Consider the following 24,193-nt stretch of genomic DNA (forward strand, 5'->3'; position numbering starts at 1 on the left):
AGGTGTTATGCCGACGATTTTATGACGACAACCCATGGAGAGTAGTAATGAATGCACTGAAAGCCGGTGATATCGCACCGAAATTTAGCCTGCCCGATCAGGATGGTGAACAGATCAATTTGACCGACTTCCAGGGACAGCGCGTTTTGGTCTATTTTTATCCGAAAGCGATGACGCCGGGCTGCACCGTTCAGGCCTGTGGTCTGCGCGACAGCATGGACGAGCTGAAAAAATGCGGGGTTGAAGTGTTGGGTATCAGCACCGATAAACCGGAAAAATTGTCGCGCTTCGTTGAAAAAGAGCTACTGAACTTCACCTTATTGTCAGATGAAGATCATCAGGTCAGCAACCAGTTTGGCATTTGGGGTGAAAAAACCTTTATGGGTAAAACCTATGACGGCATACATCGCACCAGCTTCCTGATTGATGCCGATGGCAAAGTTGAGAAAGTCTTCGACGACTTCAAAACCAGTAACCATCACGATATCGTTATTGATTACCTGAAAAACGCGTGAACTTCGGCGGCGAGCCCAATCATCCGGGCCGCCCGCACAGGGGACCGGGCCTGCTCAATAGCGCTTTTCACAAGACAAACATCACATTGACAGGCGGCTGGCGCGAGATTTTTTAAACCCGGTCAGGAGGTTGCGGCGCATTTTTTGCGACGATGACACAGTTGCGCCCCGCGTTTTTCGCCCGATAAAGCGCATCATCCGCCTGCCCGAAGGTTTGGTGCATGGTCGTTTCGTCGTCAGGTGCCCAGAAAGAGATACCGATAGAGACAGTCACATGGCCAACCGCCTCAAGGTGGATTTGATCAATATGTACACGCACTCTTTCAGCAATCATCAGCGCAATATCACGCTCTGCACCCGGTAGGATCATCAAGAACTCCTCCCCACCATTGCGACAGATAATATCGCTTCGTCTGGCCGTCTTTTCCAGCAGATCCGCCACGGTTTTAATCACCCTGTCGCCGACAGCATGGCCAAAGGTGTCGTTCACGCGTTTAAAACGATCGATATCCAGTGCCAACACGGCAAAGGCTTGATGGGTAGAGAGAAAATAGTCCAGCACCGCATCTAACCCACGGCGATTAAGCAGCCCGGTCATCGGATCGGTTTGCGCTTCACTCTTCAAACGTCCTATTTTGTCCTGCATCAGCGCGATCCCAGCCAGCATCGCCCGCTTAATCTGTGAGGATTCATAGTACCAGGAACGGATATTGTTGATTTCGTGTGAAACATTTTTTGCATCCATGCGGCTGGCTTTGCGCGCCAGCTGCCAAAGGGGTCGGGCGATACGGCGCGCGAGGATCAGCGCAAGGATCACCGTCAGCAGGGCAAACGGAACCGAATTCTTCAGCACCTGCAACAGCAGGCTGTTTAACGGTAACAGCGTCGCTGCGGTGGGTTTCAGCGAGACAATCGTCCAGCCTGTTGAGGGAACCACCGCATAGCCTGCCAACACGGATTCACCGTCAGGCATGACAACTTCAAGCTTTCCATTGCTGGCATCTTGTCGCTGTTGCCGGGTGATCGGTGGATCGATGGTTTTGCCCACCTGCATAAGATCTTGGTGATACAGCAGCCGGTTTTCACCGTCGATCACGTACAATGAAGATCCGTCGCGATAAAACTGCTCGCCGAGGAGTACATCAAGAACGCTCTTCTTTTTCAGATAGATAGATCCCCCCACAAAGCCCAGATAGCTACCGCTTTTCGACCAGACAGGGCGTGAGATAAAGACCAACAGATTATTGGCGGTAGAAAGACCCGGTTGACTAATCAGCGGCTTACGCTCGATAAGTGCCTGCTTTGCCACAGAGGAGCTGAGCTGCATTCCCTTTAGCATCAGCGATTCTGGTGAAATGGCGCGCACCCAGCCGTGCGCATCGGCGATCACCACCGAGTTAAAACTGTTGGTTTGTCCACGCAGTCGCTCAACTTCAGCCTGCAACGTGCTCTCGCTGTCAATTCCTTCACTCAGTACGCTGGCACTGTAGGAGAGCTGTGACCTGGCAAGATTGAAAAACACCTCGGTAGTCGAAGCCAGCTTAGTCGCGTAAACCCTGTTCGCTTCCAACGTATTGTTGATCAGCACCTCTCGCTGTACCCGCCAGCTGGCGTACAAAGAATTAGCCAGCGTGATCACGATGCTGGCGACCGCCAGCAGGGTAATCAAGGTGCGCAAGTCCGTTTTATACCGTTTGAGTCTCAACGCCGACTCTCCATTATAAAAAGCATGATAATCATTGCCTTATCGTATCGATATGTATTAACCGTATTCGCATCTGTGCTGGCAACGGCTAATCGCACACCGCTAAATCGTTTCATAAATCATATAACATTTGTCGGCTGGACGAATTGTTTCAAATCATGATGATTTCGCGCAAAAAACCGCTGTTCTCATTGTATTCACCCTACCGATTCGCATGTTTTAGCCGTTTCTTTCAGTGCATGCACTGGTTAATATATAAGGTTGGTGCCGTGGAAAAAGGCATACAGACATTTTACGCCGCTTTAACGGTTAAAACAGCATTTCCTTGTTAGGGTCCCGTATGTCGATTCGATTGAAGAAAAGCCTGCTGATCTCGCTGCTCACCTCGGTCGTAGCCGTGAACACGCTTGCGGCTCATGCCGACGTCAGCGATAATCTGCCGGATATTGGCACCACGGCGGCAGGTACGCTATCGATTAATCAGGAGCTGGCAATGGGCGATTTTTATGTCCGCCAGCTAAGAGCCAGCGCCCCAATCATCACCGACCCGTTACTCGATCAATATATTAACCAGCTGGGCCAACGCCTGGTGGCACACGCCTGGTCAGTCAAAACGCCCTTCCATTTCTATCTGATACGCAATGATGAAATTAATGCGTTTGCTTTTTTTGGCGGCAACGTGGTTCTGCACTCTGCGCTGTTTCGCTACAGCGATAATGAGAGCCAGCTGGCGTCGGTTATGGCCCATGAAATCTCGCACGTTACCCAGCGTCATCTGGCACGAGCAATGGAACAGCAACAGCGCAATGCCCCCCTCACCTGGGTGGGAGCGCTAGGATCGATATTACTGGCAATGGCCAGCCCGCAGGCAGGGATGGCGGCGCTGAGCGGCACGCTCGCCGGCTCTCAACAAGGGGTGATAAGCTTTACCCAGCAAAATGAACAGGAGGCAGATCGCATCGGAATTCAGGTGCTGCAACGTGCCGGTTTCAACCCGCAAGCCATGCCGGACTTTCTGCAAAAGCTGGCCGACGCATCGCGCTATGCTTCTAAACCGCCGGAGATTTTACTGACGCACCCTCTTCCCGACAGCCGCCTGGCCGATACGCGTAACCGCGCAAATCAGATGAAACCCGTGGTTGTCCAATCCTCCCCGGATTACTACATGGCGAAAGTCAGAGCGCTGGGCATGTTCTCCACCGGGCAGAACCAGCTAAATGACGATCTGCTCACGCTTCTTTCACGCGGCAACACTCGCGAACAGGCCGCCGCACACTATGGCAAAGCGGTATTACTGCTGGGTGACAACAAGTTTTCTGACGCCCATAACATCATCGCCCCGCTGCTGGCAAAACAGCCTGACAACGTTTGGTATCTGGATATCATGACCGACATTGATATCGGGCTGAAGCAGCCGCAGCAGGCGATAAACCGCCTGCTGGCGGTAAAGGGTAGCATCAGCAACAGCCCGGTCATCCAGCTCAACCTGGCTAATGCGTATATAGAAGCGAAACAGCCTGCCAATGCCAGCAAGATTTTGTATCGCTATACCTGGGCCAACAAAGACGATGCCAACGGCTGGGATTTGCTGGCACTGGCATCTTCTCAGCTAGGGTTGAGTGATGAAGAGCAGGCCGCCCGGGCCGAAAGCCTGGCGTTAGCCGGTCAGCTCGACCAGGCGATCCGCAGCCTGAGCAGCGCCAGCGCGCAGGTCGCACTGGGAAGTCTGAAACAGGCACGCTACGATGCACGTATCGATCAGCTGCGACAGCTACAGCAGCGTTTTCGTCAGTACCAGAAATAATCAGGGAGAACAGCTTGAGCGACGTACAAATCTATCACAATCCGCGCTGCTCGAAGAGCCGCGAAACGCTGGGACTGCTAAGAGCACAGGGCATTGAACCACAGGTTATTCTCTATCTTGAAACACCGCCGGATATCGCCACGCTCACAACGCTGTTGCAGCAGCTGGGAATGAGCAGCGCGCGCCAGCTGATGCGCATAAAAGAGGAGGAATATTTGGCCCTGGGTTTGCAAGATGTGCAGGTTGGAGAACAGCAATTAATGCGGGCAATGGCTTCACAGCCGAAACTTATCGAACGCCCCATCGTGGTGGCAAACGGCCAGGCGCGGATCGGCAGGCCGCCACAGAAGGTACTGGAGATCCTTTAGAGCGCCAGCGCCTCTTTAACAAAAGGGATGGTCAGCTTGCGCTGGGCGCTGATAGAGGCGTGATCCAGCCTATCCAGCGTCACAAATAGCGTTCGCATTTCACGATCGAGACGTTTCAGCAGAAAGCGGCCGACGTCTTCGGGCAGTTCGAAACCGCGCAGTCGGGCGCGCAGCTGTAGCGCCTGTAGCTTATCTTCATCGGAAAGAGGCTGTAGCTTATAGATCTGACCCCAGTCGAGGCGCGAAGCCAAGTCCGCCAGCTTCAGATTGAGCTGGCGCGGGGGACGATCCCCGGTGATCAGCAGCCGCGTTTTTCCGGTTTCCAAAATGCGATTATAGAGATCGAAGATCGCCATTTCCCATCGTTCATCGCCTGCAATACATTCAATATTGTCGATGCAGACTAAGGACAGCTGCTCCATTCCGTCGAGCACTTCAGGCACAAACCAGGTGCGTTTATCCAGCGGAACGTAGCCGACCGCATCGCCTTGCGCCGACAATTCCGCGCAGGCGGCATGCAGAAGATGACTGCGCCCTCCGCCGTCGCGGCACCAGAAGTAGAAGTAGCTGCCATGTTGCTGGTGCAATGCGCTCTGTAGCGCGGCCAACAGCGACATATTCTCCCCCGGCCAGAAGCTGGCAAAGGTTTCGTCATCGGGCAGGTAAAGTGGCAGTGAAAGCTGTGCCGGCGTGTTCAGAATCACCTCAGGGTTTGAGCAGGCAGAAAACGCAAAAATTCTATCACAATTCTGGCTGGATCATGAAACGCTATACCAGGATGCCAAAGTAAGGGGTGGCGAGCCAGCACGTTGCTGCGTAGAAGAGGGGCAGCGGGCGCTGCCCCAGCAGGTTTACTGCGCGTCGTGACGCTTATCCGGTACGTCGATAACCTCTTCTTCTTTGCGCAGCAGGCTGAACGCCTTGAAGATGAGGCTGAGTGCAACGCCGACGATCGTCGCCAGCGCCATCCCTTTGAGCTCGGCGGCCCCGATATGCACTTTTGCCCCGCTGACGCCGATAATAAGGACAACCGATGTCAGGATCAGGTTCTGCGCCTTGTTGTAATCCACTTTCGATTCAATCAATACGCGAATACCGGAAGCGGCAATGACCCCATAGAGCAACAGCGATACTCCCCCCATAACCGGTACTGGCACCGCCTGGATCGCCGCAGCCAGTTTACCAATGCAGGAGAGCAGGATCGCCAGAATCGCCGCGCCGCCAATCACCCAAGTACTGTAAACGCGGGTGATCGCCATGACGCCGATGTTCTCACCGTAGGTGGTATTTGGCGTCGAGCCAAAGAGGCCGGAGAATACGGTGGAAATCCCGTTGGCAAACATGGATCGGTGCAGGCCCGGATCTTTCAGCAGATCCTTTTTCACAATATTTGCCGTCACCACCAGATGGCCGACATGTTCGGCGATCACCACCAGCGCAGCAGGCAGAATGGTGAAAATGGCAGCCCACTCAAAACGCGGCGTATAGAAGGTAGGCAAAGCAAACCAGTGCGCTTCGCGTACCGGCGTCCAGTCTACCATCCCCATACCCCAGGAAAGGGCGTAGCCTGCCAGCACGCCAATCAGAATCGGGATAATCGCCAGGAAGCCACGGAACATCACCGAGCCAAAGACCGTTACGCCCAGCGTGACCATAGAAATAATCATGGCTTTATTGTCAGGAGCTGCGCCGTCAGCCGGTAATAAGCCGGCCATATTCGCCGCCACGCCCGCCAATTCCAGACCAATAACCGCCACAATCGCGCCCATCGCCGCCGGGGGAAACATCACGTTCAGCCAGCCGGTGCCGGCTTTTTTAACAATCAGCGCTACCAGGCAAAACAACACGCCGCAGAGGATAAAACCGCCCAGCGCCACTTCGTAACCCAAAGGCAACAGCAGCAGCACCGGGGAGATAAAGGCAAAACTCGATCCCAGATACGCCGGAATTTTGCCTTTGCAGATAAACAGATAAAGCAGCGTACCGATGCCGTTAAACAGCAGTACGGTAGCCGGATTGATATGGAACAGGATCGGCACCAGCACGGTAGCACCAAACATGGCGAACAGATGCTGGAAGCTGAGTGGAATGGTTTGCAGCAGCGGTGGCCGCTCATCTACACCAATTGCACGACGTGTCATACGGTCATTACCCTTTAAGTGTGAGCCATAAAAAAGCCGACTCTGCGGTCGGCTTGTCAAATCAGATCTTATGTTACAGCACCATCGCTGCAGCACGCCAAAGCGTGAGGGCCAGCCGTTACGGCCAGCGCGCAGGAAACGGGGCGTAAATATGCCGTTGAGATGGGCTGTAGCAACATTTATTTGGTTCCGAAAATCTTATCACCCGCATCGCCGAGGCCAGGGATGATATAACCCTTCTCATTCAGCCCCTGATCAATAGAAGCCGTGTAAAGCTCGACGTCCGGGTGCACTTTTTCCAGTGCGGCAATGCCTTCGGGCGCGGCGACCAGCACCAGCACTTTAATACTGCTGCAACCCGCTTTTTTCAGCAGATCAATGGTGGCGATCATCGAGCCACCGGTAGCCAGCATCGGATCGACGACCAGCGCCATACGCTCTTCAATATTGGATACCAGCTTCTGGAAATAGGGAACGGCCTCAAGAGTTTCTTCGTCACGGTAGACGCCAACCACGCTGATACGAGCGCTTGGTACATGCTCCAGCACGCCTTCCATCATGCCCAGACCGGCACGCAGGATTGGTACGACGGTAATTTTCTTACCTTTGATCTGATCGATGGTGACTGGGCCATTCCAGCCTTCAATGGTGACCTTCTCGGTTTCCAGGTCGGCGGTGGCTTCATAAGTCAGCAGGCTTCCCACTTCTGACGCAAGTTCACGGAAACGTTTGGTGCTTACGTCATGCTCTCGCATCAGGCCCAGTTTATGTTTGACCAGCGGGTGTTTAACTTCCACGATCTTCATTGTTGTTCTCCCGGAGTGTTAAGCTGCAAAAAAAAATCGCGGGATTATAGCGCCATTTCCTCTGCTGCCCTATGACTTCGTGCAAATGTTTCTCTCTGCCGTCCAGCCTTTATAAGCATCGCCTGGGATTCGGGGATATGCAACAGGGGAAAAGATGGGACTCGCAAACGTTTGCCTGCACTGGTAGAATTGCCGCGCTCTATTTTTACCACCACACCAATCGCAAACCGCGTGGGGATTTCGCAGTGACCGACAAAACCTCTCTCAGCTATAAAGACGCCGGCGTAGATATCGATGCGGGTAATGCTTTAGTCGACCGTATCAAAGGCGTAGTGAAAAAGACTCGTCGCCCGGAAGTGATGGGTGGCCTGGGCGGTTTCGGTGCCCTTTGTGCCCTGCCACAAAAATATCGTGAGCCGATTCTGGTTTCCGGCACTGACGGCGTTGGCACCAAGCTGCGTCTGGCGATGGATCTGAAACGCCATGATGCCATTGGCATCGACCTGGTCGCCATGTGCGTGAACGACCTGGTGGTATCAGGCGCAGAGCCACTGTTTTTCCTCGACTATTATGCTACCGGCAAGCTCGACGTCGATACGGCTGCCAGTGTGATCACCGGCATCGCAGAAGGCTGTTCGCAGTCCGGCTGTGCGCTGGTTGGCGGCGAAACTGCTGAAATGCCGGGCATGTACCACGGCGAAGATTATGATGTCGCCGGCTTCTGCGTTGGCGTGGTGGAGAAATCCGAGATCATCGACGGCAGCAAAGTGGCTGAAGGCGACGTACTGATCGCCCTTGGTTCAAGCGGCCCCCACTCTAACGGCTACTCGCTGGTGCGCAAAATTCTGGCATTCAGCAACACTGATCCGGAAGTCACCCAACTGGAAGGTAAGCCGCTGGCGGACCATCTGCTGGCCCCGACGCGCATCTACGTGAAAAATATCCTCAGCCTGATCGAACAGGTCGATGTGCACGCTATTGCGCACCTGACCGGCGGCGGCTTCTGGGAAAATATCCCTCGCGTACTGCCCGACAACACCCAGGCCGTGCTGGAAGAGTCAAGCTGGGAGTGGCCAGCCGTCTTCGGTTGGATGCAGCAGGCCGGAAACGTCAGCCGCTTTGAAATGTACCGCACCTTTAACTGTGGCGTTGGCATGGTGATTGCCCTGAGCGCGGCGGACGCGGACAAAGCAATACGGCTGATGAACGATGCGGGTGAGAAAGCCTGGAAAATTGGCGTAATCAAAGCCTCTGACTCTGAAGAGCGTGTGGTCATCAACGCATGAAACGCATAGTCGTGCTGGTTTCTGGTAACGGAAGCAATTTGCAGGCCATTCTCGACGCCTGCCAGCCTGCCAGCAAGGACGGATCGACGGCAGCGTAGCTGCCGTCTTCAGCAATAAACCCGGGGCTTTTGCACTGGAGCGTGCGCGCGCCGCTGATGTTGCCGCCCATGTGGTGGAAGCGGCCCATTTCGCCGACCGTTGTGCTTTCGATCGTCAGCTCATGCGGGAAATTGACGCTTATGCGCCCGATCTGGTGGTGCTGGCAGGCTATATGCGCATTCTCAGCGCAGAGTTTGTTGAACACTACGTCGGACGCATGCTGAATATTCACCCTTCCCTGCTGCCGAAATATCCGGGGCTGCATACTCATCGCCAGGCCATTGAAAATGGCGATGAAGAGCACGGCACCTCAGTGCATTTTGTCACCGAGCAGCTCGACGGCGGCCCGGTGATTTTGCAGGCAAAAGTGCCGGTATTCAGTGATGATAGCGAAGAAGACGTCATCGCACGGGTACAGCACCAGGAATATGCTATTTACCCGCTGGTGGTGAGCTGGTTTGTTGATGGTCGCCTGGCTATGCGTGATGGTGCAGCCTGGCTAGACGATCGTCGGCTGCCCGCAGCAGGACATGCCTTTGAGTAAGCAGCAAAACCGATGTTACGGGCTGGATTAAACTCGATTTCGGCCCGCCTCAGCCATACCTTCCGGTAATATAATCTTCCGTACGCCGCTGACGCGGCGCGGTAAACAGCGTATCGGTCAAACCAAACTCCACCACGCTCCCCTGATGCATAAACGCGGTATAGTCAGATACGCGCGCCGCCTGCTGCATATTGTGCGTCACCAAAATCAGGGTGAAATGCTGTTTCAGCGTGGTCATCAGTTCTTCAATCACCAGCGTTGAAATCGGGTCAAGGGCCGAAGTCGGTTCGTCCAACAGCAAAATCTCTGGCTCTATGGCAATCGCACGGGCAATAACCAGCCGCTGCTGCTGCCCGCTGGAAAGCGTCAGGGCATTCTGCCACAGGTTATCTTTCACCTCCGCCCACAGCGCCGCCGCACGCAGCGCCCGCTCTACCGCTTCATCCAGTACCCGCCTGTCGCGTACGCCCTGTAAACGCAGGCCGTACGCCACATTGTCATAAATGGATTTAGCGAAGGGATTTGGCCGCTGAAACACCATCCCAACCCGGCGGCGCAGCGCACAAAGATCCTGCCCCGCAGCCAGAATTGGGTGTTGTTGCAGACGGATATTCCCGGTAATACGGCAGCTTTCGATGGCATCGTTCATGCGGTTAAAACAGCGTAGCAGAGTCGACTTGCCGCAGCCAGAAGGGCCGATTAGCGCGGTGATACGCTTGGCAGGCACCCGCAGGCTGATCTCATTGAGTGCCTGTTTCCCGCCATACCATAAATTCAGATTATCCAGTTCCAGCGCGGTATCCGCATCATCAATCGTGATTGCCATTAAAGATCCCCAGGTTAAGGCATCAGCGCACGGTAGCGCTCGCGCAGACGATGGCGCAATATCATTGCCATCAGATTTAAAGCCAATATCAGTAATACCAGTAGCAGTGCGGTGGCAAAAACCAGTGGACGATCGGCTTCGGCATTGGGGCTCTGGAACGCCAGATCGTAGATCTGAAACCCGAGGTGCATAAACTTACGATCCAGATGTAAGTATGGGAACAGCGCATCGATCGGCAGTTCCGGCACTTTTTTGACCACGCCCACCAGCATCAGCGGTGCCGTTTCTCCGGCGGCGCGCGCCACCGCCAGGATCAGCCCGGTTAACATGGCGGGCGCAGCCAGCGGCAAGGTAATATGCCACAGCGTTTCCGCCGAAGTGGCCCCCAATGCCAGCGATCCCTGGCGTAGCGAGGGAGGAATACGCGACAGCCCTTCTTCAGTGGCAACGATCACTACCGGCAAGGTGAGCAGTGCCAACGTCAATGAGGCCCAGAGCAGGCCCGGCGTACCAAAGGTGGGATTAGGCAGCTTGGCGGCGAAAAAAAGACGGTCAATGCTGCCGCCCATTAGCCAGACAAAGAAACCGAGACCAAATACGCCATACACGATGGAGGGAACGCCCGCGAGATTGACCACCGCGATGCGAACCAACCGGGTCAACCCATTGCTTCCGGCATATTCGTGCAGCCAGATTGCCGCCACCACGCCTAACGGCATCACCACCACGGACATCAGCAGTACCATCAGAATGGTGCCGAAAATCGCCGGGAATACACCGCCGTCACTGAGGTTACCATCCCCGGAGTCACTGACAAAGCGCCACAGCTGGTGACCAAAGTGCCGCCATTTCATCCCGGTGGTCATGGCATTCGGCTGCCAGGCGGCGACGATCTGCGCCAGCGGTATTGAGTGCCTGACTCCGCTGGCATCGCGCAGGATCAAAACGGTATTGAGACTTTCCTGATTCAACGTCGCCAGAACAGATGACTGGCGGGTGAACTGACGCCGTAGCTCGGCGCGACCGGATTCATATGCAGACTGGGCTTCCGGCGTATAACGCTGATGATCATGCTGCTGTTGACTTTTCTGTTCAAGATCTTTCATCTGCGCATTGAGTCGCGCCAGATTCACCCGCCGCACTCTTTCCGCTTCATCCAGGATCTCGTGAGTCTGTCGTAAACGTTGCTGCAAGGTCTGGAAAAGGTTTTGTGCAGTCAGCGGATGCTGGTCTTCCATCAGCCCTTCAAACCATCCGTACGCATTGCCACCAGAGCGCCGCTGCAACACGATGGCCTGCACGGGCGTTTCCTGGCGCAGGATTTCGCTGGCAAGCAGCGGGCGAAAATCCGCGCTATCGACATCGCGGTTACCGGTTTTAATCAGATAGCGCGTGACGCTTTCCGGCAGATTTTCCGCTAGTGACTGCCCGCTGTCCCGCAGTTGCTGGCGCGATACCTGCTGCTGTGAAGCAACCTCACCTAACATCTGCACCTGTCCAGCCGGAGCGTGCAGAGTGAAAAGCACCAGCGGCTGCGGCCAGAAATAGCGTAGTCCCTGCCAGGCGAGCAGCACAATAAGCAGCAGAAAAGCCAACAGGCTGACCGACACCGCCCCGGCGGTTAGCCAGCGCCAGCGGTTATTACCCGCAGCGGCACCGTTCATCACTGTATCTCCAACTGTTTGTAACGCTGCCGCAGGCGCTGACGTACCAGTTCAGCGAGGGTATTGACCACCAGTGTGAACACCAGCAGCACCAGCGCAGATAAGAACAGCATGCGATAGTGAGCACTTCCTGCCGCCGCCTCCGGCATTTCCACCGCAATATTGGCAGCCAGTGAGCGTAAGCCTGCAAATAGCCCACCGTCGGTCTGCGGGGTATTTCCGGTAGCCATCAGCACGATCATCGTTTCTCCTATCGCCCGACCAAAGCCGATCATCAGTGCCGCGAAAATACCGGATGAGGCGGCCGGTAGAACCACCCGCATCAGCGTCTGCCAGGGGGTTGCACCCAGTGCCATTGAGCCTTGCCCCAGTGAGGCGGGCACGCTGAAAATAGCATCTTCAGATAGGGTAAAAATGAGCGGAACCAGGGCAATACCCATCGCTACCCCGGCCACCAGCAGATTGCGCTGTTGATAATCGGCACTCAAACGTTCCGCCAGCCCCTGCCCCCAAAGTGCCTGCTCCAGCAACGGGATCGCCCACAAAGAAAACAGAGCACTTAACAGTAACAACGGCATCAGCAGCAGCACTTCATTTCCCTCTGTGCGCCAGCGCTTTTGCCACTTTGGCGGTAATTTTTGCACCACCCAACTGCATAACAGCAGTATTGCCGCCAGAATCAGCGGCAATAGCAGAACGCCGGACAGTCGGTCGGCTATCCTCGGAGCTAGCCACAGCGCGGCGACAAGCCCAATGACCACGCCCGGCAGCGCTCCCATCATTTCAATAGAGGGTTTCACCCAGCGTCTGAGGCCCGGCGTCATAAACCAGGCCGTATAGATTGCGGCGGCGAGCGCCAGTGGAGTGGCAAATAACATGGCCAGACCCGCCGCTTTTAATGTCCCCACCACCATCGGCACCAGGCTATATTTACCCTGATAATTGTCATTGGCTGAGGTCGACTGCCAGACATAATCGGGCTCAGGGTAGTTTTCATACCAGACTTTGTGCCACAGGCTGCGCCAGCTGACATCTGGCCACGGATTGGTCAGGCGATAATGTTGCCAGGAGCCAGCGCGTTCCACCAGCAGCCCGTCGCCTTCAGGAGCAAATCGCGCCATCTGTACGCCGGGTATCAGTTGACGACTCAAGATAGCCCCCTGCTGCTTACTGGCAAACAGCTTGAGTTCGCCCTGCGGACTCAAGGTGGCAAAGACGCGACGATAAGGTTCCGTCATCATTAGCGGTTGCCACTGCGCATCGACGAAGTGGCGAATAAAATGCAGCTGCGGCCCTTTGGCGCTGGCAATATCAAACCACTGGCCGATGCCCTGTTGGTCGGCAATCAAAAGTGACGTACCACCGCTTAATAATTTCATGTCCGTCGGCTTTTCCGTCAACGTCAGAGACTCGCGCAGCCGGGGTTCACCGCTGCCGATCGTCCACACCCGTAGCTGCGTGCCGGACAGCGTGAACAGCTTACTGCCGTCTGGCGAGAGCACCAGACGTTCAACGCCGCTGATATTCAGCCGATAGGTCACGGCGGGCTGCTGCGTCTGCAACCGCCACAAGGCGACATGATCGGGCGTTGCCAGTGCGACCTGCCAGCAGTTCTCCGCGCTCTGCGTGAGAGCGAAATGACCGATGTTATCTTCACCACTGGAGAGTGGCGCATCGCCGAGAGGATGTGTCCAGCGCGGTTGCGCGCCCGAGGTAAAGTCGGGTTGCACCAGCACCATCGTCCCGCGTTCTGACAACAGCATCACGCTGTGATTATCCATGCTGGCGCTGGCTCTGATGCGGCCGGGTAGCAGCGTCAAAGCGGCGGTTGGCGGTTCAGCATTGAGCGGCACAAAACGTCCTCTGCCCTGATTATCAATACGCCAGCCCCACTTCTGTTGGCGATCCATCCCCATTGCTACCGCCCCATCGTTTTGCCCCAACGCTATCGGCCTTTCTGCCTGAAACCCCGGAGCGATAAACAGCGGCACTACCACCCAGATCAACCAGAAGAGCAGCAGCATCATGACCAGCAAAATGGCCATCCCGCACGCGGTTACCACGCGCCGCGTCAGCCTTTCGATCGTGCGGCGACGCCCGGTGTTGTCGTGAACGGGGATTGGGCGGTCAGTCATCTCTGGGTGGCTTTCCATGTTAGTTCAAAACCGTTATGTTGCCCGTCTGTGATTAATAAGACAATCAACATTCACCGAGCGTTGGACAATGCTGCCATACTGTCGCCATAATGTTTCAGGATAATGGCTACCTTTATCCTGGAGCAGCGAACGGAGTAAAAATGGGTCAGGAAAAGTTGTATATAGAAAAAGAGTTGAGTTGGTTATCCTTTAATGAGCGCGTTTTGCAAGAAGCGGCAGATAAGAGTAACCCGCTGATTGAACGTATGCGCTTTCTTGGCATTTATTCCAATAATTTAGAAGAGTTTTATAAAGTTCGCTTTGCTGACCTGAAGCGCCGCATTCTTATCGGTGAAGAACAGGGCATCCCCGGTACACCGCGCCACCTGCTGAAAAAAATTCAGGCCCGGGTACTGAAAGCCGATCAGGAGTTCGACAGCCTCTACAACGATCTGCTGCTGGAGATGGCACGTAATCAAATCTTCCTGATCAATGAACGCCAGCTCTCACCGAATCAGCAAAGCTGGCTGCGCCACTACTTCAAACATCATTTGCGCCAGCATATTACTCCGATCCTGATCAACCATGACACTGATTTAATTGAATTTCTCAAAGACGACTACACGTATCTGGCGGTGGAAATTATTCGCGGAGAAGAGATAAACTACGCGCTGCTGGAGATCCCGTCGGATAAAGTGCCGCGTTTTGTCAATCTGCCTCCTGAAACGCCGCGCCGCAGAAAGCCGATGATCCTGCTGGATAATATTTTGCGTTACTGCCTGGGTGATATTTTTCGCGGCTTTTTTGATTATGACGCGCTCAACGCCTATTCGATGAAAATGACGCGTGATGCGGAGTACGACCTGGTCACAGAGATGGAGTCCAGCCTGCTGGAACTGATGTCATCCAGCCTGAAACAGCGCCTGACGGCTGAACCGGTGCGCTTTGTCTACCAGCGCGATATGCCGGATGCGATGGTGGAGTTGCTGCGCAACAAGCTGAATATATCCAATTACGACTCGATTGTTCCCGGCGGACGTTATCATAACTTTAAAGACTTTATTAGCTTCCCCAACGTGGGCAAAGCCAATCTGGTGAACAAACCGCTGCCGCAGCTGCGTCACATCTGGTTCGACCGTTTTCGCAATGGATTTGATGCTATCCGTAACCGCGATGTGCTGCTTTACTATCCCTATCACACCTTTGAACATGTGCTTGAACTGCTGCGTCAGGCCTCTTTCGACCCGGCGGTACTGGCAATCAAAATCAATATTTATCGCGTTGCCAAAGACTCCCGCATTATTGACGCGATGATCCATGCCGCCTACAACGGTAAAAAAGTCACCGTGGTGGTGGAGTTACAGGCTCGGTTCGATGAAGAAGCCAATATCCACTGGGCGAAGCGCCTGACGGAAGCTGGCGTACACGTTATCTTCTCGGCTCCGGGGTTGAAAATTCACGCCAAGCTGTTCCTGATCTCACGACGTGAAAACGGGGAGATCAACCGCTATGCGCATATTGGCACCGGTAACTTTAATGAAAAGACCGCACGGCTTTACACCGATTATTCATTGATGACCGCCGACGCGCGCATCACCAATGAAGTGCGGCGAGTCTTCAACTTTATTGAAAACCCGTATCGTCCGGTGACTTTTGAACATCTTATGGTATCGCCACAGAACTCGCGGCAGATGCTTTATCAGCTGATCGATAATGAAATAGCCAATGCGCAGCAGGGCATACCTGCCGGGATAACCCTCAAAATCAATAATTTGGTGGATAAAGGTCTGGTCGATCGCCTGTACACCGCTTCCAGCGTCGGCGTCAAAGTGGAACTGGTGGTGCGCGGCATGTGCTCACTGATACCCAATCTTGAAGGGATCAGTGATAATATCCGAGTGATCAGCATCGTTGACCGTTATCTGGAGCACGATCGCGTTTATATTTTTGAGAATGCCGGCGATAAGAAGGTCTTCTTGTCTTCAGCAGACTGGATGACGCGCAACATTGATTACCGGATCGAAGTCGCCGTTGCCATACTTGATCCCATTCTGAAGCAGCGCATCATGGATATTATTACCATCCTGATGAGCGATACGCTGAAAGCCCGCTTCGTTGATAAAGAGCTGAGCAATCGATATGTTCCGCGCGGTAATCGCCGTAAGGTTCGTTCGCAGCTGGCGATCTACGAATACATTAAATCACTTGAACAACCTGATTAATCACTATGCCAATTACCCCTAAAAATATCGCCAAGCCGCAGGAATTTGCGGCCATTGACTTGGGTTCAAACAGTTTTCACATGGTGATTGCCCGCGTGGTAGATGGCGCCATGCAGGTACTGGGACGCCTTAAACAGCGTGTCCATCTGGCGGACGGGCTGGATAATGATAATGTCCTCAGCGAAGACGCGATTCAACGTGGCCTCGGCTGCCTGGCGCTCTTCGCCGAGCGCTTACAGGGATTTAACGCAACCAATGTGACTATTGTCGGTACTCACACCTTGCGCCAGGCGGTGAATGCAGAAGAGTTTCTCCAGCGCGCGGCAGAAGTGATCCCCTATCCTATCGAAGTGATTTCGGGCCATGAAGAAGCGCGACTGATCTTTATGGGCGTGGAACACACCCAGCCAGAAAAAGGACGCAAGCTGGTTATCGATATTGGCGGTGGATCCACCGAGCTGGTGATTGGTGAAGATTTCGAACCGAAACTGGTTGAAAGCCGACGAATGGGCTGTGTCAGTTTTGCCAATCTCTATTTTCCTGACGGCAACATCAGCAAAGAGAACTTTCGTCGCGCCCGGCTGGCAGCGGTTCAAAAGCTGGAAACGCTGGCCTGGCAATATCGTCTGAAAGGCTGGCAGTTTGCGTTGGGTGCCTCCGGCACCATCAAAGCAGCCTGCGAAGTGCTACAGGCGATGGGAGAGAAAGATAAGCTGATCACCCCGGAGCGCCTGCAATTATTGCAGGACGAAGTCATCAAGCATAAATCCTTTGATGCCCTTAGCCTGCCGGGGTTATCGGAAGAGCGCAAAGGCGTATTTGTACCAGGTCTGGCGATCCTGTGCGGCGTTTTTGATGCCCTTGCCATCCGTGAACTGCGCCTGTCCGACGGCGCACTGCGCGAAGGTGTACTCTACGAAATGGAAGGCCGTTTCAGACATCAGGATATCCGTAGCCGCACGGCGCAGAGCCTGGCGAATCATTATGCTATCGACAACGACCAGGCACGCCGCGTGCTGGAAACCACCGAGCAGCTCTACTATCAGTGGCGCGACCAGAATGAGAAGCAGGCAAATCCGCAGCTGTTTGCCCTACTAAAATGGGCGGCGATGCTGCATGAAGTCGGACTGACCATTAATCACAGCGGTATGCAGCGTCACTCTGCCTACATCCTACAGAACACCAATATGCCGGGGTTCAACCAGGATCAGCAGACGCTGTTGGCCACGCTGGTACGCTATCATCGTAAAGCGGTTAAAGTGGAAGATATGCCGCGCCTGACGCTGTTTAAGCGCAAACAGTTCCTGCCGATGGTATTTCTGTTGCGTCTGGCCGCGTTGCTAAACAACCAGCGACAGGCCACCACTAAGCCGGGCCATCTGCAATTGCATACCGATGAGGGTAACTGGACTCTGACTTTTCCGCGTGATTACTTCAGCCAGAACAATCTGGTTCAGCTGGATGTTGAGCGCGAACAGAGTTACTGGAATGATGTGACCGGCTGGCAACTCACCATTCGCGAAGAGCCATAAACCGGCCTGCGTTATTCTACCTGTGTATACCGCCTGTTGCGGCGGCGGGGTTCGACTTGATGTGTCGATCATTCCGCAGCCGCAGTGAGACAATGACTGGATATCATAAACTGACCTCATGACCGAACTCGCTGATGACCCCCTTTGCACAAAATATTCGCTTGGCGCACCGCACTCAGAATTGGCAGAAGCGCTGCCGCGTATTGAGGGAACCCGAGCACTCGACATTGGCTGCGGTAGCGGACGTCATGCACTCTGGCTGAACGGTAAAGGCTTTGACGTCACGGCCTGGGATAATAACCCGACCAACCTCGCCCTGCTCAATCACATTGTGACTACCGAGAATTTGTCCGGCGTGCATACCGCGCGGCACGATCTCAACGCGCTGCGTTTTAACGGGGCTTATGACCTGGTACTGTCGACGGGAGTCATGATGTGTCTACAGCCGGCAACCATTCCACAGCTGATTGCCGATATGCAGGCCAGCACGGTACGCGATGGCTATAACCTGATTGTGTCAGTCATGGACAGTCACGACTATCCTTGTCACGAGGGCTTTTCGTTTACTTTCCAGTCCGGCGAACTGAGTCACTACTATCGCAAATGGCATATTGTGAAATACAACGAGAATGTCGGGCAGTGGCATCGCATCGATGAAAATGGTCAGTGCATCTCACTGCGTTATGCCACCCTACTGGCACAGAAAGCCAGCGTCAAAGCCTGATACCCCGATCGGCCTCTGTTTTATCAGAGGCCAGCTCCTGCAGCGGTATGGGCATACCGACTCTCTCTCCCTGCAGATAGTCGACACCCAGCTTGCGCAGCTCCTCGGCGACCTCTTCCGTTTCGACAAACTCAGCTACGATCTGCATCCGCTTCAGTCGTGCCACCGCGCAAATAGAGACAATTATTTGATAATCCAGACTGTTATTCAGCATATTGCGCACAAAGCTACCATCAATTTTCAGCATGTCGACCTGCACCCGCTTCAGGCGTGAATAGCTGGCATAGCCTGTGCCAAAGTCGTCAATCGCCACCCGACAACCCAGTGTACGTAACTGGGCCAATGAGCGGTTACCCCAGCTGTTGTCACTCAGCATCGGCGACTCTTTCACTTCAATGATCAGTTGCCAAGGCTCCACACCGTGGGCTTTAAGACAGGAGGTAATTTCCTCCGTCAGCTGCGGTCGGCACAGCGTGGCGGCAAATAAATTGACCGCAAAACGAATGCCCGGTAGCCGATCGCGATGACGACTGACAAATAGCAGCGCCTGCTCCAGTACCATGCGATCGACCTCCCAGGTCAATCCAAACTCCTGCACGACCGGCATGAAGCTGGCGGGTTTGATATATTCACCCTGCGCATTCACCATACGCAGCAAAATTTCATAGTAATCATCGCCACGGACGCCGCAGATTTTTTGCGACATCAGTTGAAAACTTCCGTTCTGCAAGGCGGACTGAATATCATGCAACATCGCCAGTTTTTCCGTGATATGGCGCTGCACCGTGACATTCGTCGTCTGTTGTAGATTGACCGCGTGGCCACTGCGCAGTGAGGTTTCGGCTAACGCGCTCATCTCCCCCAATAACTCATACAGGTGTAGCACCGGCGTATTGACCGTACAGTAACTAAGGCCAATGTCGGGATGGATCGGCAGGCCATCCCAGCTCAGGTGATAACTCTTTATGCGCGCCTCCAGCTCTTCAATACGTGACGGAAGAACGGCATTATTCAGGCGTATGACCAAGTCAAAGCCAGGCAGCTGATAAATCGTCTCACCGGTAAACAGGTTAGGCCGCAGATAAATAGCCAGACTGCGTTTGTACTGAATACGCAGCCGCAGCCCGTAAGTGCGGCTTAAACGATCGAGATCGGGAATGCGTAGAAAGCAGAGTGAAGAGCATGAGACAACCGTCAGATCCTGGTTCAGGGCGCGCAAATTGGGTAGCCCGATAATCGGGTCGGTCAGCGCTAATTCTCTGGCGCGCGCCAGCAATTTACGCTGACGCGTGCTGATAGCCGACATCAGCAAAACCACCAGCGTAAAAGCCAACAGATAGGCTGAAATAACCAGCAAATTGTAGGGTTTCATCGCCGTCAGATCCATAAAACGGTCACGCAGCTGATAAAGCACAACCAGCAGTATGCCCCAACTTAGCGAGGTAAAAAGATAGCCAAAACGCAGAGCAGACCATAGCATCAGCGGTAGCAAAAGTGGCAGACCGTATTCGGTTGTCAGAAGATTATCCTGATTGGCTCTAAATAACGTCAGCATGATCAGTAATGACACCAGTAAGACCAGCCACAGCAGGCATTCTCGCCGCGTCACCCCTGCGGAAATCTGGCGTTGGCAGCGCATTTTTAAAATGAAGATAAATCGCGGTTTACGCAGCAGACGTATAGAAAAATAGAACAGAGGTACGGTACCCAGCGATGCCAGTAGTAACGACTGATAGTTGAGTAGCGTACGCAGAGAAAATGAATCGTCAACGAAGACCGATCCATGAAGCGGGAGAATTCCGGTCGGGAGCACCAGCTGGGTAAAAATCATATACAGGGTAGATATCACCAATACCAGCCAGATTAAACGAATGCTTACCTGACTCAGCTCACCGGGAGTGACGCTCCAGCGAGTTTTGATTTGCGCTCGATAACCCCACCAGCCCACCGCCAACGAAGTCAGTAACATCCCAACAAGCACTATCGTCTGCGGCACGGTGTAGCGCCCCAAATAGTGGAAGCATAAAGCTACAGCGATACCGGGAAAAGAACGCCAGTCAAACACCATCAGCATGGCGATCATCATTGCTACGGGCAGATAGATAAGGTAGACATAACCATCTGAAATCCAAAGGCGCACCGACAATGCAGAAGCTAATGGTAGCATCACCAGCGCAAGCAGCAGCGGTAACCCCCACCAGCGAGTGGTAAATTTTTCCAGCATTCTCGTTTTTTTCATCGTTTTATCTTTATTTACTGTTTTTATTCGTAGAGTTTCAACATCATAGCCGACAATTGTATGGCATATTTATGAAAAGCGTTTATGGCATCCTGAACGGATGAAGATGATATGAGTCACTTTAATCCGTTCAGGGCTATGATTCAGTGAATAATACTTAAAAATTTTTCATCAATAAACATCAACGGCAAGACTTAAAAAATAGCCAGATCCATCAATAATTAGCCCAAAAGCGTGCTCTTTGCCATTGACCTTTGTTATCAACTGTGACTCAATATTCCATCGCCCTGACGGGTATACTACAGGATTCACTGCGTGAATAACGCTATGCTATTAAAAAAACGTAAGAAGACCAGCCATTTCACCCGCGTTATTTTACTGGTCAGTTTTATTATTTTGCTGGGAAGGCTGATCTATGTTGTTCCGGGTGCGATTCAGCATTACCAACAGAAAAAACTCTCACCAGCAACATCCACCAGCGCTGTTAACGAAAAGTAATCATTGATGCATGGCTCGCGAAGCAGATGTTTTTCCTGACATTTGCCCACACGCTGCTGCCTGAAATCAGCTAAGCTATAACCCTTGTTTCCGTCAGACAAAAGGATATTGCATGCCTTTAGCCCCTTCTCATGTCCAGCAACTGGCTGAAGTCCGTAGCCGCATTCTCAATCTGCTGCTATCTGATAAAGATCTTGTCGATACCCTTCTTGAACGCCCACGGCGTGAAACGCCTGCGGAAGCGGACATTCATCGTCAGCAGGTTGAGGAGATTAAGCAAACATTACCTCTGCTCCACGCCGCCGATATTGCCGACCTGCTGGAAGCGCTGCCCGAAGACGAACGCCAGGCGCTCTGGCGGCTGATAGGAAACGACCGCCGAGGTCATGTCCTGCTCGAAGCGTCAGAAAACGTTTGGGAAAGTCTGATAGAGGAGATGAGCGACCGCGATCTGTTACGTGCTATCAAGCCCCTTGATATCGACGAACAGGCCTGGCTGGCCAAATATCTGTCGCGCGATTTAACGGGCCGGTTACTGACATCACTTGACCCAGCGCTACGTTCACACGTGCTGGAGGTCATGGACTTCGATCGCGATCGCGTCGGCCGCATAATGGATTTCAAACTGGTGACAGTGCGTGCCGATGTGACGTTGGAGACCGTACAACGTTTCCTGCGCCGAAAAAAAACCATTCCTGACGGCACCGATAAACTGTTTATCACCGATAAGAACAATATGCTGCTGGGCGAGCTGCCGCTGACTGATATTTTGCTGAACACACCGGATAAACAGGTGTTCGAAGTGATGAACAACAGGCCAACCAGCTTTCTTATCGATGATAAGGCTGAAGATGCTGCCGGTGCATTTGAGCGTTATAACCTGATTTCTGCTGCCGTCATCGATGCCAAAGGCAAACTGATGGGGCGTGTCACCATTGATGATGTGGTCGATCTGGTGCGCGAAGAGAACGACAGCAATATTCGAAAAATGGGCGGGGTGAACCCCGAAGAGGATGTTTTTGCGCCAATCAGAAAGTCGGTGCGTAACCGCTGGGCCTGGCTGGCAATTAATCTCTGTACCGCCTTCATCGCTTCGCGAGTGATTGGCCTGTTTGAAAATACCATTTCGCAGCTGGTTGCGCTGGCCACGCTAATGCCGATTGTCGCCGGAATTGGTGGTAATACCGGCAACCAGACGATCACGATGATCGTGCGGGCAATGGCACTTCATCAGGTAGAACCGGCTAACTTCTCCTTTTTAATCAGGCGCGAGCTGGGCGTCGCCCTGATCAACGGTCTGTTCTGGGGAGGTGTAATGGGGGGCATTACCTGGGCGATGTATGGTAACCCGGCACTGGGCGGCGTCATGATGCTGGCGATGCTGCTTAATCTGCTGCTGGCGGCCCTGATGGGCGTATTGATCCCGCTACTGATGATAAAAATGAAACGCGACCCGGCAGTAGGCTCTAGCGTGCTGATTACCGCTCTGACCGATACCGGCGGCTTCTTTATCTTCCTCGGACTGGCGACAATTTTCCTGCTTCACCAGGCGTAAAGGTCACTTTTTCGCCTATAAATTAATCACCGATGGTGATTATTGTGATAGCGGACTCAGATCATTTGCCCCCTACTCCTCTAGACTGCCCCCCGATCGCCAAGATCGCTGTTGCCCCCACTTTTCTGTTGCCGGATTGACTCCCGGCGGCAGAAGAGTCGGGTTGGCTATTATTGAAGAAAGGATATCTCCCTCACCCGCAAAGGATGCTATATGTGTTCACCCAATGCAGTTCACTCTACGAGTGAGCTGGAAGAAAAGGTTTGGAAGCGCACCATATGGCGCATCTTACCGATTTTGACCATCAGCTATATTTTCGCCTATCTCGACCGCATCAACGTCAGCATTGCCAAACTGCAAATGTCCGGCGACCTCGCCTTTTCAGAAACCGTATACGGGCTTGGCGCCGGTATCTTTTTTATCGGTTTTTTCTTTTTCCAGATCCCAGGCAATGTGCTGTTGCAACGTATTGGTGCACGTCGCATGCTGACCGCGCTGTTGATCTCCTGGGCTGCAATTGCCCCGCTTACCGCCATCGTTACCACGCCCGGAGAGTTTTATGCGGTACGCTTTCTACTTGGTCTGACCGAATCCGCTTTCTATCCTGGGGTGATCCTCTATCTTTCGAGGTGGTTCCCTTCATATCGTCGCGGCAAAATATTTGCTCTGTTTGCCGCCGCCGTACCGCTATCCGGGTTGCTCGGCGGCCCGATTTCAGGCTGGATTATGACCAACTTCCATCACAGTTTAGGCATGGCTGGCTGGCAGTGGCTGTTTATCATTCAGGGTACACCTTCATTGCTGATTGGCGTGCTGGTCTTCTGGCTACTGCCGGAGCGCATTGAGCACGCTCGCTGGCTTGCCCCTGAAGAAAAGTCATTGCTGAATGCCCGCCTACAGGATGATGCCGTGCAGGATCTCGCCGCCACACGGGCAACATTGAACAGCGTACTGCGTAACGGCAGGTTATGGCTGCTCACCTTTATCTACTTTTGCCTGATTGCCGGTTTCTACACTGTTAGCTTCTGGCTCCCCACTCTGGTACAGAACGCCGGGACGCAGGATGTGTTGACCGTCGGATTGTTGACCGCTATCCCCTACACGGCGGCCATTGTCACGATGACCGTGGCAGCCAGAAGTGCAGACAAACATCGTGAGCGCCGCTGGCATCTGGCGATTATCGCCACGGTCGGGGCCGTGGGTATGGTGATTTCTGCCCTGTATAGCGACAACCTGTGGGTTGCGATGTTTGGTCTGACTCTCGGGGCGGCTGGTAGCCTGAGCACTCTGCCGCTGTTTTGGAGCCTGCCCACGGCTTTCCTCGGAGGCACTATGGCGGCAGTCGGCATCGCGCTGATTAATTCTTTCGGCAACCTTGCCGGGTTTGTCGCCCCTTACCTGATGGGAATACTTACCGATCTGACCCACTCGACGCTGAGCGGCATGTTGATTATTTCCTGCGCGCTGTTGGTCGGCGCAGGGGCGATTTTTTTTATCCCCGGCCGTATCGTCAATCGCTAACTGCACAGA

18 protein-coding genes and 1 pseudogene are annotated in these 24,193 nt (G+C 53.7%); 11 read left to right on the forward strand and 8 right to left on the reverse strand.

Features of this window, described 5'->3' with window-relative positions; genetic code table 11:
- Positions 1–47: 47 nt before the first annotated feature.
- Positions 48–515 carry a thioredoxin-dependent thiol peroxidase gene (gene bcp, locus EPIR_RS12405; RefSeq protein WP_023655766.1) on the forward strand — a complete coding sequence of 156 codons (468 nt, stop codon included), beginning with the start codon at positions 48–50 and terminating at the stop codon, positions 513–515.
- A 112-nt stretch (positions 516–627) separates the two neighbouring features.
- On the opposite strand, the gene EPIR_RS12410 is transcribed toward bcp, so the two are convergent.
- Entirely contained in the window at positions 628–2,220 is a 1,593-nt protein-coding gene (locus EPIR_RS12410) for a sensor domain-containing diguanylate cyclase (protein WP_023655767.1), read from the reverse strand.
- A gap of 340 nt (positions 2,221–2,560) precedes the next feature.
- On the opposite strand from EPIR_RS12410, the gene bepA reads away from it, so the two are divergent.
- Together bepA and arsC are read left to right on the forward strand one after the other, a co-directional pair.
- Positions 2,561–4,024 carry a beta-barrel assembly-enhancing protease gene (bepA, locus tag EPIR_RS12415; protein ID WP_023655768.1) on the forward strand — a complete coding sequence of 488 codons (1,464 nt, stop codon included), beginning with the start codon at positions 2,561–2,563 and terminating at the stop codon, positions 4,022–4,024.
- A gap of 14 nt (positions 4,025–4,038) precedes the next feature.
- Positions 4,039–4,392, forward strand: coding sequence for an arsenate reductase (glutaredoxin) (arsC, locus tag EPIR_RS12420; RefSeq protein WP_023655769.1), 354 nt, complete (start codon positions 4,039–4,041; stop codon positions 4,390–4,392).
- Here the strand turns inward: arsC and hda are convergent.
- The 3 genes from hda to upp form a co-directional block, all read right to left on the reverse strand.
- On the reverse strand, positions 4,389–5,090 hold the full coding sequence (gene hda, locus EPIR_RS12425) for a DnaA inactivator Hda (RefSeq protein ID WP_240987364.1): 702 nt from the start codon (positions 5,088–5,090) through the stop codon (positions 4,389–4,391). The genes arsC and hda overlap by 4 nt on opposite strands.
- Positions 5,091–5,243: 153 nt before the next feature.
- Positions 5,244–6,533, reverse strand: coding sequence for a uracil permease (uraA, locus tag EPIR_RS12430; protein ID WP_023655772.1), 1,290 nt, complete (start codon positions 6,531–6,533; stop codon positions 5,244–5,246).
- Positions 6,534–6,712: 179 nt separating this feature from the next.
- Positions 6,713–7,339: a uracil phosphoribosyltransferase gene (gene upp, locus EPIR_RS12435; RefSeq protein ID WP_023655773.1), complete on the reverse strand. Its 627-nt coding sequence runs from the start codon at positions 7,337–7,339 to the stop codon at positions 6,713–6,715.
- A gap of 245 nt (positions 7,340–7,584) precedes the next feature.
- Between upp and purM the strand changes: the two genes are divergently transcribed.
- Both purM and purN read left to right on the forward strand, forming a co-directional pair.
- A complete protein-coding gene (purM, locus tag EPIR_RS12440; RefSeq protein ID WP_048697581.1) occupies positions 7,585–8,625 on the forward strand; it encodes a phosphoribosylformylglycinamidine cyclo-ligase in 1,041 nt (346 codons plus the stop codon).
- Positions 8,622–9,268: pseudogene (gene purN / locus EPIR_RS12445) on the forward strand (phosphoribosylglycinamide formyltransferase). The gene purM and the pseudogene purN overlap by 4 nt, the downstream one beginning before the upstream one ends.
- A 49-nt stretch (positions 9,269–9,317) precedes the next feature.
- On the opposite strand, the gene pstB reads toward purN, so the two are convergent.
- The 3 genes from pstB to EPIR_RS12460 are packed head-to-tail and all read right to left on the reverse strand — an operon-like array spanning position 9,318 to position 13,911.
- Entirely contained in the window at positions 9,318–10,094 is a 777-nt protein-coding gene (gene pstB, locus EPIR_RS12450) for a phosphate ABC transporter ATP-binding protein PstB (RefSeq protein ID WP_023655777.1), read from the reverse strand.
- Positions 10,095–10,108: 14 nt separating this feature from the next.
- Positions 10,109–11,758: a phosphate ABC transporter permease PstA gene (gene pstA, locus EPIR_RS12455; RefSeq protein WP_023655778.1), complete on the reverse strand. Its 1,650-nt coding sequence runs from the start codon at positions 11,756–11,758 to the stop codon at positions 10,109–10,111.
- Positions 11,758–13,911, reverse strand: a complete 2,154-nt coding sequence (locus EPIR_RS12460) for an ABC transporter permease subunit (RefSeq protein ID WP_023655779.1) — start codon at positions 13,909–13,911, stop codon at positions 11,758–11,760. Before EPIR_RS12460 ends, pstA begins: the two co-directional genes overlap by 1 nt.
- 143 nt (positions 13,912–14,054) lie before the next feature.
- Here EPIR_RS12460 and ppk1 point away from each other — a divergent pair, with 143 nt between their 5' ends.
- From ppk1 to tehB, 3 genes are all read left to right on the forward strand, one after another.
- A complete protein-coding gene (gene ppk1, locus EPIR_RS12465) occupies positions 14,055–16,115 on the forward strand; it encodes a polyphosphate kinase 1 (protein WP_023655780.1) in 2,061 nt (686 codons plus the stop codon).
- Positions 16,116–16,120: 5 nt separating this feature from the next.
- The gene (gene ppx, locus EPIR_RS12470) at positions 16,121–17,647 is read left to right on the forward strand and encodes an exopolyphosphatase (protein WP_023655781.1); all 1,527 of its coding nucleotides are present in this window, start codon (positions 16,121–16,123) and stop codon (positions 17,645–17,647) included.
- Between the two features lie 118 nt (positions 17,648–17,765).
- Positions 17,766–18,371, forward strand: coding sequence for a tellurite resistance methyltransferase TehB (gene tehB, locus EPIR_RS12475; RefSeq protein ID WP_023655782.1), 606 nt, complete (start codon positions 17,766–17,768; stop codon positions 18,369–18,371).
- Here the strand turns inward: tehB and EPIR_RS12480 are convergent.
- A complete protein-coding gene (locus tag EPIR_RS12480; RefSeq protein WP_023655783.1) occupies positions 18,361–20,610 on the reverse strand; it encodes a sensor domain-containing phosphodiesterase in 2,250 nt (749 codons plus the stop codon). The genes tehB and EPIR_RS12480 overlap by 11 nt on opposite strands.
- 315 nt (positions 20,611–20,925) lie before the next feature.
- On the opposite strand from EPIR_RS12480, the gene EPIR_RS12485 reads away from it, so the two are divergent.
- The 3 genes from EPIR_RS12485 (at position 20,926) to EPIR_RS12495 (ending at position 24,184) form a co-directional block, all read left to right on the forward strand.
- On the forward strand, positions 20,926–21,108 hold the full coding sequence (locus tag EPIR_RS12485) for a YfgG family protein (protein WP_048697535.1): 183 nt from the start codon (positions 20,926–20,928) through the stop codon (positions 21,106–21,108).
- A gap of 112 nt (positions 21,109–21,220) precedes the next feature.
- A complete protein-coding gene (mgtE, locus tag EPIR_RS12490) occupies positions 21,221–22,663 on the forward strand; it encodes a magnesium transporter (RefSeq protein ID WP_023655785.1) in 1,443 nt (480 codons plus the stop codon).
- Positions 22,664–22,876: 213 nt separating this feature from the next.
- Positions 22,877–24,184 carry an MFS transporter gene (locus EPIR_RS12495; RefSeq protein ID WP_023655786.1) on the forward strand — a complete coding sequence of 436 codons (1,308 nt, stop codon included), beginning with the start codon at positions 22,877–22,879 and terminating at the stop codon, positions 24,182–24,184.
- Positions 24,185–24,193 lie beyond the last annotated feature (9 nt).

Source organism: Erwinia piriflorinigrans CFBP 5888 (assembly GCF_001050515.1).
Lineage (GTDB): Bacteria > Pseudomonadota > Gammaproteobacteria > Enterobacterales > Enterobacteriaceae > Erwinia > Erwinia piriflorinigrans.